The sequence below is a fragment of the Streptomyces chilikensis genome (genome assembly GCF_001642695.1).
GTDB lineage: Bacteria > Actinomycetota > Actinomycetes > Streptomycetales > Streptomycetaceae > Streptomyces > Streptomyces chilikensis.
On sequence record NZ_LWCC02000005.1, the window covers coordinates 3,882,082 to 3,889,752 of the forward strand.

Consider the following 7,671-nt stretch of genomic DNA (forward strand, 5'->3'; position numbering starts at 1 on the left):
CCCCGGCCGTTCCGGGAGGAAGCCCTGCGGCCGTGGTGAGGGCTCGGGGGTCCTCCCCGCCACGGCCGTCACGGGGAACAACGCCTCCGCCGCGCGCCGGTTACGTGCGGCCCCGGTCCGGCCGGTCCTTCGATCGGCCGATCGGACGGCCTGAGCTGTTGCGCCCCTCCCCCCGCGGTCGTTGACTCGTGCACGGGAAGCCCCGTCCGCGTCCTCGAAAGAGGTGTCCATGCTTTCGGCCAGGAGCCTGTTCCAGGAGATCTTCGACAACGACGAGGCGTTCCGCCTGTTCTGCTCGGTCGCCGCGGGCGGCGAGGCGCAGGGCGGCTGGGAGAACGCCCGCATCGCCGCGCTGGTGCCGGCGGAGGAGCGGGCCATGGCGCCGAGGATCGCCCGGCACGGCGCGGACGAGGACAAGCACGGGCGGATCTTCGAGGCGCTGATGCGCAAGCGGGGCCTGGAGCCGGTGGAGGTGCCGCCGGACACCGACTACACCATGCTCCTGGAGCGCAACGGCATCGGGCTCCCGCACGACAAGCTGCGTCGCGAGGAGCCCCTGACCGTGCGGGACCTCGTCACCTATCTCGCGCACAGCCGGGTCACCGAGCAGCGTGCCTCGGAGCAGATGCGGCTGCTGTGCAGGTACTTCGGCGGCCATCCGGAGATCGGGCGGGCGGTGCGGATGATCTCCGCCGACGAGGACAACCACCTGGCCTACTGCCACGAGGAGCTGCTGCGGCTGGCGGCGGCGGGCTACGGGCCGCTGATCCGGCGGACGCTGCGGGAGACCGGCAGCGGTGGGCGCCCTCCCGCACGCCGCGGAGGCGTCGTGCCGCCGGCGCGGCACGGGCGGACGCGGGCCGCGCGCCCGTGCCGGCGGCGGTCCGCCCCGTGTGGGCCGAGCCCTTTCCACGGGACGGCGCAGCGGTGCCTGCCGCCCCGCGGGCGCGGGAAGCACAGGGAGAGGGGACGGCGCAAGAGGGCCGGTTCGGTCACATGGTGCCCGGGTGGCGCGGACCGGTTCGTGGCCGGAACAACCGTCCGGTTAGGCTCATGACATGCATGCCTGGCCCGCTTCCGACGTCCCCGCCCTGCCCGGTCAGGGCCGCGACCTGAGGATCCACGACACCGCGACCAACGGTCCGGTCACCCTCACCCCCGGCCCCGTCGCCCGCATCTACGTCTGCGGCATCACGCCCTACGACGCCACCCACATGGGTCACGCGGCGACCTACAACGCGTTCGACCTCGTCCAGCGCGTCTGGCTGGACACCAAGCGCCAGGTCCACTACGTCCAGAACGTCACCGACGTGGACGACCCGCTGCTCGAGCGGGCCCAGCGCGACGACGTCGACTGGGTGGCCCTCGCCGAACGTGAGACCGCCCTGTTCCGCGAGGACATGACCGCCCTGCGGATGCTCCCCCCGAAGGACTACATCGGCGCCGTGGAGGCCATCCCCGGCATCGTCCCGCTGGTGGAGCGCCTGCTCGAGGCCGGCGCGGCCTACGAGCTCGAGGGCGACATCTACTTCTCCGTGGAGTCCGACCCGCACTTCGGCAAGGTGTCCCGCCTGGACGCCGCCGCGATGCGCCTGCTCTCCGCCGAGCGCGGCGGCGACCCGGAGCGCCCCGGCAAGAAGAACCCGGTCGACCCGATGCTGTGGATGGCCGCCCGCGAGGGCGAGCCGAGCTGGGACGGCGGCAGCCTCGGCCGCGGCCGCCCGGGCTGGCACATCGAGTGCGTGGCCATCGCCCTGGACCACCTGGGCATGGGCTTCGACGTGCAGGGCGGCGGCTCCGACCTCGCCTTCCCGCACCACGAGATGGGCGCCTCCCACGCCCAGGTGCTGACCGGCGAGTTCCCGATGGCCAAGGCCTACGTCCACGCCGGCATGGTCGCCCTGCACGGCGAGAAGATGTCCAAGTCCAAGGGCAACCTGGTCTTCGTCTCCAGGCTGCGCCAGGACGGCGTCGCCCCGGCCGCCATCCGGCTGGCGCTCCACGCCCACCACTACCGCAGCGACTGGGAGTGGACCGACCAGGTCCTCCAGGACGCCGTCGCCCGCCTGCACCGCTGGCGCGCCGCCGTCTCCCGGCCCGACGGCCCGCCCGCCGAGGCGCTGGTGGAGGAGATCCGCGACGCCCTCGCCGACGACCTGGACGCCCCGGCCGCACTGGCCGCCGTGGACCGCTGGGTCGCCGTCCAGGAGAGCACCGGCGGCACGGACATCGGCGCCCCCGGCGTGGTCACCCGCGCGGTGGACGCCCTGCTGGGGGTCGCGGTCTAGCGGCGCCCGCACGACGGGACCGCAGAGTCCGGAGACGGGGAAGCGCCCCGCGCCACAACCGGCGCGGGGCGCTTCCCCGTCCTCGCCGTGCGTCTCCCGGCGGGCCCGGTCCCCGGGCCCGCCCGGTGGGCCGGCCTCAGTCCTCCGAGCCCGACCCGGGACCCGGGCCCGGACCGGGGCCGGGTCCCTGCGGCGGCTCCTCGTCGTCCCCCGCCCTGGGCGGCCTGCCCGGACGGGACCGGCCGCCCGGGTTGTCCCGGCGACGCAGGTACCGCTCGAACTCGCGGGCGATCGCCTCGCCGGACGCCTCGGGGAGGTCCGCGGTGTCCCGGGCCTCCTCCAGGGTCTGCACGTACTCGGCGACCTCGCTGTCCTCGGCGGCCAGCTGGTCCACGCCGACCTGCCAGGCCCGCGCGTCCTCCGGCAGCTCGCCCAGCGGGACCCGGATGTCGATCAGGTCCTCCAGCCGGTTCAGCAGCGCCAGCGTGGCCTTCGGGTTCGGCGGCTGCGACACGTAGTGCGGCACCGCCGCCCACAGGCTCACCGCCGGCACCCCGGCGTGCGTGCAGGCCTCCTGGAGCACGCCCACGATGCCGGTGGGACCCTCGTACTTGGTCTCCTCCAGGTCCATCCGCCGCGCCAGGTCGGCGTCGGAGGTGGTCCCGCTGATCGGCACCGGCCGGGTGTGCGGGGTGTCGCCGAGCAGGGCGCCCAGGATCACCACCAGCTCCACGCCCAGCTCGTGGGCGAAGCCGAGCAGCTCGTTGCAGAAGGTGCGCCAGCGCATGGACGGCTCGATGCCGCGGACCAGGACCAGGTCACGCGGCTTGTCCCCGCCGACGCGCACCACCGAGAGCCGGGTCGTCGGCCAGGTGATCTTCCGCACCCCCTGGTCCAGCCACACGGTGGGACGGTTGACCTGGAAGTCGTAGTAGTCCTCGGCGTCGAGCGCCGCGAACACCTCGCCCTTCCACTCCTTCTCGAGATGCGCGACCGCGGCGGAGGCGGCGTCACCGGCATCGTTCCAGCCCTCGAACGCGGCCACCATGACCGGGTCGATCAGCTCGGGAACCCCCTCGAGCTCGATCACCCAGCGCCTCCTTCCGACGTGCCCTCGCGTACGCCACAACCTTACGGCGTAGGAGGGGACTGCCCGCAGCCCCCTCGCACGGCCGGTGAGCGATCACTGCCCCGCGTCGCGCGGGCGCACACCCGTCGCGCACACCCGTCGCGCGCGGCGGCGGGGGCGGCGGCCCCGGCGCCGGACCCGTCCTCCCGGCGCCGGGGCCGCCACGCCGTCACTCCTCGACCCAGTCCATCGTCCGCCGCACCGCCTTCAGCCAGTTCCGGTACTCGCGGTCCCGGTCCTCCGGGTCCATCCGCGGCGTCCACTCGGCGTCCTGCCGCCAGTTGGCGCGCAGTTCGTCGACGCTCCTCCAGAAGCCGACGGCCAGGCCGGCCGCGTAGGCGGCGCCCAGGCAGGTCGTCTCGGACACCTCGGGGCGCACCACGGGGGCGTCGAGGCAGTCGGACAGGATCTGCATCAGCAGGTCGTTGCCGGTCATGCCGCCATCCACCCGCAGGGTGGCCAGCTGCACCCCGGAGTCCTTGGCCATGGCATCGGTGATCTCCCGGGTCTGCCAGGCCGTGGCCTCCAGGACGGCCCGCGCCAGGTGCGCCTTGGTGACGTACCGGGTGAGCCCGGCGAGCACCCCGCGGGCGTCGGACCGCCAGTAGGGGGCGAACAGCCCGGAGAACGCGGGCACGAAGTACGCGCCGCCGTTGTCCTCCACGGAGGCGGCCAGCGGCTCGATCTCGGCGGCGGTGGAGATCAGCCCCATCTGGTCGCGCATCCACTGCACCAGCGAACCGGTGACCGCGATGGACCCCTCCAGCGCGTAGACCGGCTTCTGGTCGCCGATCCGGTAGCCCACCGTGGTGATCAGCCCGCTGTAGGAGTTGATGATCTTCTCGCCGGTGTTCATCAGCAGGAAGGTGCCGGTGCCGTAGGTCGACTTGCCCTCGCCCTCGGCGAAGCAGGTCTGGCCGAACAGCGCGGCCTGCTGGTCGCCCAGCGCCGACGCGACCGGGACGCCGTCCAGCAGCTCGCCCAGGTCCCCGCCGGTGATCTGCCCGTACACCTCGGCGGAGGAGCGGATCTCCGGCAGCATGGCGGCCGGCACGCCTATCGACTCGCAGATCCGCTCGTCCCAGTCCAGGGTGCGCAGATTCATCAGCAGGGTGCGGGAGGCGTTGGTGACGTCGGTGACGTGCCGGCCGCCGTTCACCCCGCCGGTCAGGTTCCAGATCACCCAGCTGTCCATGGTCCCGAAGAGGACGTCCCCCGCCTCCGCCCGCTCCCGCAGGCCGTCCACCCGGTCCAGCAGCCAGCGCGCCTTGGGGCCGGCGAAGTAGGAGGCCAGCGGAAGACCGGTCTCCCGGCGGAACCGGTCCTGGCCCACGTTGCGGCCCAGTTCCCGGCAGAGGGCGTCGGTCCGGGTGTCCTGCCACACGATCGCGTTGTGCACCGGCAGGCCGGTGTGCCGGTCCCACAGCACGGTGGTCTCGCGCTGGTTGGTGATGCCGATGGCCACGATGTCCTTGCGGGTGACGCCCGCCGCCCTGATGGCCCCGGCGACCACCTCCTGGACGTTGGCCCAGATCTCCGTGGCGTCGTGCTCGACCCAGCCCGGTTTCGGGAGGATCTGTTCGTGCTCCTTCTGGTCGACCGCGACGATCCGCCCGTCACGGTCGAAGACGATGCAGCGGCTGGACGTCGTGCCCTGGTCGATGGCCGCGATGTACGGGCCGGAACTCTTCCTGTCGGTCACTGATCACTCCCCGAGGTCTGCGGACGGTACGTACGAGTGGGTGGTGCCTGCCTCACCGCGCCGGGTCCCTCCCGGGCGCATGGTCCCTCAGGCGAGGAGCGCCCGGTAGAGCCCCGCCGCGACGACCGCGCCGATCAGCGGACCGGCCACCGGCACCCACGCGTACCCCCAGTCGGAGCCGCCCTTGTTGGGCAGTGGCAGGAGGGCGTGGACGAGGCGCGGGCCCAGGTCGCGGGCCGGGTTGATCGCGTACCCGGTGGGTCCGCCCAGCGACAGGCCGATCGAGACCACGAGCAGGGCGGTGATCAGTCCGCCCAGCGGGCCCAGGCCGTCGCCCTCGGCGTTGAGGCCCTGGGTGAGCACGCCCAGCAGCAGGACGACCGTGCCGATGACCTCCGTCAGGAGGTTCTGCAGCGGCCTGCGGATCTCCGGGCCGGTGGAGAAGACGCCCAGCACCGGCCCGGCGGCCGGTTCCCGCGCTTCCACGGCCTTGTCCGTGGCGGTCGGCGTCTTCTGCGCGCCGGGGCCGCCGATGATCTCGTGGTCGGTCAGGTGGGCCTGGAACTGTCCGTAGTAGGCGACCCACACCAGGGCCGCCCCGATCATCGCGCCGGCCATCTGCCCCGCCCAGTACAGCGGCAGGTCCGCCCAGGACGTACCGCCGTCGAGCGCGAGGGCCAGCGTGACCGCCGGATTGAGGTGGGCCCCGGACACGGGCCCCGTGGCGTAGACCGCGACCATCACGGCCAGGCCCCAGCCGAAGGCGATGGCAAGCCATCCCGCGTTCCGGGCCTTGGACGCCTTGAGCGTGACGGCGGCGCAGACGCCGCCGCCCAGGAGGATGAGAAGAGCCGTCCCTACTGTCTCGCCGATGAGGATCTGGGAGCTCGTCATCCTCCGCATGGTAATGACGGGACCCGTGGGGCGATACCTGACAGTGACGGCGTGATCAAGCCAAGATCGTGAAGGGGTGACGTGTCCGCCGTCCGGCGTCCGCGAAGTGGACCGGACCGCCACTGTGCGGACGGCCGGGCTAGGCTGATCCGGTGCGCACCCCGCGGAACCGTTCCGCGACAAGCGCAAAGCCGACAGCCGTCGCATCCCAGGGAGCTCCTCCATGGCCTCGTCGCCGTCCCCGTCCGCAGCCGACGCCCGTGCCCGCGTCCTCGCCCTCCGAGAGGCCCTCGCCGCCCGTGTGGTGGTCGCCGACGGCGCGATGGGCACGATGCTCCAGGCGCAGGAACCCACCCTGGAGGACTTCCAGGACCTCGAGGGCTGCAACGAGATCCTGAACGTCACCCGCCCGGACATCGTCCGTTCGGTGCACGACGCCTACCTCGCCGTGGGCGTCGACTGCGTGGAGACCAACACGTTCGGCGCCAACCACACCGCGGCGTCCGAGTACGACATCGCCGACCGGGTCCACGAGCTCTCCGAGGCGGGCGCCCGGATCGCCCGCGAGGCGGCCGACGACTTCACCGCGCGCACCGGCAGGCAGCGCTGGGTGCTGGGCTCCATGGGACCGGGCACCAAGCTGCCCACTCTCGGCCACATCGGCTACCCGGTGGTCCGCGACGGCTTCCAGGCCAACGCGGAGGGCCTGCTCGGCGGCGGCGCCGACGCCCTGATCGTGGAGACCACCCAGGACCTGCTGCAGACCAAGGCCGCCGTGGTCGGCGCGCGCCGCGCCATGGAGGCCACCGGCGTCCAGGTGCCGCTGCTGGTGTCGATGGCCTTCGAGACCACCGGCACCATGCTGCTCGGCTCCGAGATCGGCGCCGCGCTGACCGCGCTGGAGCCGCTCGGCATCGACATGATCGGCCTGAACTGCTCGACCGGTCCCGCCGAGATGACCGAGCACCTGCGCTACCTCGCCCGGCACGCCCGGATCCCCCTGCTGTGCATGCCCAACGCCGGCCTGCCCGTCCTCACCAAGGACGGCGCGCACTTCCCGCTGGACGCCGAGGGCCTGGCCGACGCCCAGCAGGACTTCGTCCGCGACTACGGGCTGTCCCTGGTCGGCGGCTGCTGCGGCACCACGCCGGAGCACCTGCGTCAGCTGGTCGAGCGTGTCCGGGGAGCCGTGCCCGCGGTGCGTGAGCCGCGCCCGGAGCCGGGTGCGGCCTCGCTCTACCAGACGGTGCCGTTCCGGCAGGACACCTCCTACCTGGCGATCGGTGAGCGCACCAACGCCAACGGGTCGAGGAAGTTCCGCGAGGCGATGCTGGAGGGCCGCTGGGACGACTGCGTGGAGATGGCCCGCGAGCAGATCCGCGAGGGCGCGCACATGCTCGACCTGTGCGTCGACTACGTGGGCCGGGACGGCGTCGCGGACATGGCGGAGCTGGCCGGCCGGTTCGCGACCGCCTCCACGCTGCCGATCGTGCTGGACTCCACCGAGGTGGAGGTGCTGCGGGCCGGTCTGGAGAAGCTGGGCGGGCGCGCGGTGCTCAATTCGGTCAACTACGAGGACGGGGCCGGGCCCGGGTCGCGGTTCGCCAGGGTCACCGAGCTGGCCCGGGAGCACGGCGCCGCGCTGATCGCGCTGACCA

General features: G+C 73.1%; 6 protein-coding genes. 3 read left to right on the forward strand and 3 right to left on the reverse strand.

Going from position 1 to position 7,671, the window contains the following annotated elements:
* Positions 1 to 229: 229 nt before the first annotated feature.
* Entirely contained in the window at positions 230 to 1,057 is an 828-nt protein-coding gene (locus tag A2U95_RS17365) for a ferritin-like domain-containing protein (protein ID WP_240957353.1), read from the forward strand.
* A gap of 1 nt (position 1,058) precedes the next feature.
* On the forward strand, positions 1,059 to 2,288 hold the full coding sequence (gene mshC / locus A2U95_RS17370; RefSeq protein ID WP_166023579.1) for a cysteine--1-D-myo-inosityl 2-amino-2-deoxy-alpha-D-glucopyranoside ligase: 1,230 nt from the start codon (positions 1,059 to 1,061) through the stop codon (positions 2,286 to 2,288).
* A 136-nt stretch (positions 2,289 to 2,424) separates the two neighbouring features.
* Here the strand turns inward: mshC and A2U95_RS17375 are convergent, their stop codons facing one another.
* The 3 genes from A2U95_RS17375 to A2U95_RS17385 form a co-directional block, all read right to left on the reverse strand.
* Positions 2,425 to 3,378 carry a PAC2 family protein gene (locus A2U95_RS17375; RefSeq protein WP_166023581.1) on the reverse strand — a complete coding sequence of 318 codons (954 nt, stop codon included), beginning with the start codon at positions 3,376 to 3,378 and terminating at the stop codon, positions 2,425 to 2,427.
* A gap of 208 nt (positions 3,379 to 3,586) precedes the next feature.
* The gene (glpK, locus tag A2U95_RS17380; protein WP_166023583.1) at positions 3,587 to 5,119 is read right to left on the reverse strand and encodes a glycerol kinase GlpK; all 1,533 of its coding nucleotides are present in this window, start codon (positions 5,117 to 5,119) and stop codon (positions 3,587 to 3,589) included.
* An 87-nt stretch (positions 5,120 to 5,206) separates the two neighbouring features.
* Complete coding sequence (locus tag A2U95_RS17385; protein ID WP_166023585.1) at positions 5,207 to 6,013, reverse strand: MIP/aquaporin family protein; 807 nt, start codon at positions 6,011 to 6,013, stop codon at positions 5,207 to 5,209.
* A gap of 223 nt (positions 6,014 to 6,236) precedes the next feature.
* On the opposite strand from A2U95_RS17385, the gene A2U95_RS17390 reads away from it, so the two are divergent.
* Positions 6,237 to 7,671: homocysteine S-methyltransferase family protein (locus A2U95_RS17390; RefSeq protein WP_166023587.1), on the forward strand; the 1,435-nt coding region annotated here is incomplete at its 3' end.

Bases quoted from the DNA above. Each gene is read 5' to 3' on its own strand.
- A2U95_RS17365 (WP_240957353.1), top strand. From the start codon at position 230: ATGCTTTCGGCCAGGAGCCTGTTCCAGGAGATCTTCGACAACGACGAG.
- mshC (WP_166023579.1), top strand. From the start codon at position 1,059: ATGCATGCCTGGCCCGCTTCCGACGTCCCCGCCCTGCCCGGTCAGGGC.
- A2U95_RS17385 (WP_166023585.1), bottom strand. From the start codon at position 6,013: ATGACGAGCTCCCAGATCCTCATCGGCGAGACAGTAGGGACGGCTCTT.